Source organism: Nitrospira sp. BLG_2 (assembly GCF_049222245.1).
This window is the reverse complement of sequence record NZ_JBLYIG010000408.1, coordinates 1-2,519: the sequence shown is the minus strand read 5'-3', so window position 1 is coordinate 2,519 and position 2,519 is coordinate 1. Positions and strand designations below refer to the sequence as shown.

At 56.3% G+C, this 2,519-nt stretch carries 1 protein-coding gene; it reads left to right on the top strand.

Annotated features, from left to right (window positions below):
* Positions 1-2,519 (top strand): condensation domain-containing protein (locus tag ACOSYY_RS11240; RefSeq protein WP_421662464.1); only part of this gene is annotated, 2,519 nt, incomplete at both ends.

Sequence of the window (2,519 nt, the reverse complement as noted above, 5' to 3'; positions counted from 1 at the left end):
CCATCAGAGACCGCCCATCGCGACCCCCCGGAGCTGGCTGCGCTCATCGAGCGTCACCACATCTCGCACGTCGTGTGGGTTCCTTCTTTATACCATGCCGTTCTCGGTGAAGCGTCGAGCGCTCAGCTGGAATCGCTCCGTGTCGTCATAACGGCAGGAGAAAGCCTGCCCCTTGAACTCGTGCGACGGCATTACCAGCTTCTGCCTCATGCCGTGCTGTACAACGAGTATGGACCGACGGAAGCCACGGTCTGGTGCAGCGTGTATCAAACGACTCGCGAGGAGGCGGGGGCCCGCGTCCCGATCGGCAAACCCATCGACCATATGCAGCTCTATGTGCTGGACGCAAGCCTGCAGCCGATGCCTGTCGGCGTGCCGGGAGAACTCTATATCGCTGGAGAGTGTCTGGCCCGCGGCTATGTCAACCAACCGCAGTTGACTCAAGAGCGGTTTCTTGCGAATCCCTTTGTAGCCGGCACCAGGCTCTATCGGACCGGTGACCTGGCTCGGCATCGCGCCGACGGCAATGTCGAGTTTCTTGGACGGGTGGATCAACAAGTTAAACTGCGCGGCTATCGGATCGAGCTAGGAGAAATCGAGTGTGTGTTGAGTAACTTCCCGGGCGTGCATCAAGCGGCGGTGCTGCTTCGACAAGATAAACCGGACCAACATCGATTGGTGGGTTATGTCGCCGGGGAATCGTCGCTCAAAGACAAACTCGAACAGGTCCGCAGCCATCTTGCCGCTCGATTACCGCACTACATGGTGCCATCCGTCATTCTGTGGCTGGAAATGATGCCGCTCAGCGCCACCGGAAAAGTGAATCGACATGCTCTTCCCGCTCCGGAACACACAGCCGGTCTATCGGCAGCGAGAATGGCTCCAAGAAACCAAGTCGAAGAATCCTTGGCTGTGCTATGGAAATCCGTGCTTCAAGTTCCCGACGCAGGCATCCACGACCACTTCTTCGAGCATGGCGGCCATTCACTGGTCGCGACTCAGCTCGTCTCCCGGATACGCGAGCTGTTTGAAGTCGACGTCTCGCTACAGGCGCTTTTTGAGCGACCGACGATTGCAGCGTTGGCTGAAGAAGTGATGCGGTTACGCCAGAGGGAAAAGACTTCCGTGATGCCGGCGGTCAGTCCGGTGTCCAGAGATCAGCCGCTTCCCCTTTCTTATTCTCAGCAACGCATGTGGCTGATGCATCGGCTGGCTCCTCATAGCACGGCCTACAACATGCCGTTTGCTTCTCGGCAGATGGGGCGGCTCAACAAAGGAGCCTTACGGAGTACGATCAATGCCATCTGTAGCCGCCATGAGGCATTTAGAACGACGTTCATGATGAGTGGGGATGGACCGGTCCAAATGATCCACCCTTTTCGCTCTCCTCATTGGGTCGAAGTGAATCTTCAGGAACTGCCCCTCGAGCAGCGACGACGGCAGGCGGCTCGGCTTGTGGAACAGGAAGCGAACCAGTCGTTCGATCTCGAGAAGGGTCCTCTGGCACGATTTTTATTGATTGAGATCGAACCTGAGGACCATGTGCTGGTGCTCACGATGCATCATATCATCGGAGATCAGTGGTCGTTCGGAGTCATCGGTCATGAGTTTGCATTCTTCTACAACGCGTTTTGCCGAGGAGAAGTTCCTTCAGCAAAACCGATCCTCCTGCAGTATGCCGACTACGCGGTATGGCAGCGGCGTTGTCTTACCGATGACTGGCTGAGCACACAATCGGACTATTGGCAGAAGAAACTCGCCGGGCTTTCCAAGCTTTCATTGCCGACCGACTACCAACGGCCCGTGGTACAAACATTCAATGGTTCGCATTGCATGCTGGAATTGCCCGCGTCGTTGATCGAGCAACTGAAGCAATTCAGCGCTGAACACAATGCGACGGTGTTCATGACCCTGTTGGCCTGTTTCCAGATTCTTTTGAGTCGCTATTCCGGACAAACCGATGTGGCCGTAGGCTCCCCTATCGCCAATCGGACTCAATCCGCGGTCGAGTCCATAATCGGCTCGTTTGTCAATACACTCGTGTTGCGTACCGATCTCTCCGGCGATCCGACATTCAACGAATTGATGGCACGGGTGCGTACGACCGCATTAGAGGCCTATGCCAATCAAGATTTCCCGTTCGATAAGTTGGTCGAAACGATGCACTCCGCTCGCGACCATAGCTCCGCCCCGCTCGTGCAAGTGCTCTTCAATGTGCCCAATGCTCCTATCGGAGAGATCACCGTTCAGGGTTTGAGTTGGGTGCCGTTCGAGGTGGAGACGCAAGCCTCACAATTCGACTTGAGCTTGACGATTGAGACGGAGTTCTCCCGGCGAGCGTACTTGACGTTCAATACAGATCTTTTCGAACCTCGAACCGCTGAACGGATGTTGGGGCAGTATAAGACTCTCCTCCAGAGCGCATTGGCGAACCCGCGGAGCAAACTGTCCGAGCTGCCGACACTGACGGCGCCCGAGCGCCGACAGATGTTGCAGGATTGGAACCGCACGCAAAGAGA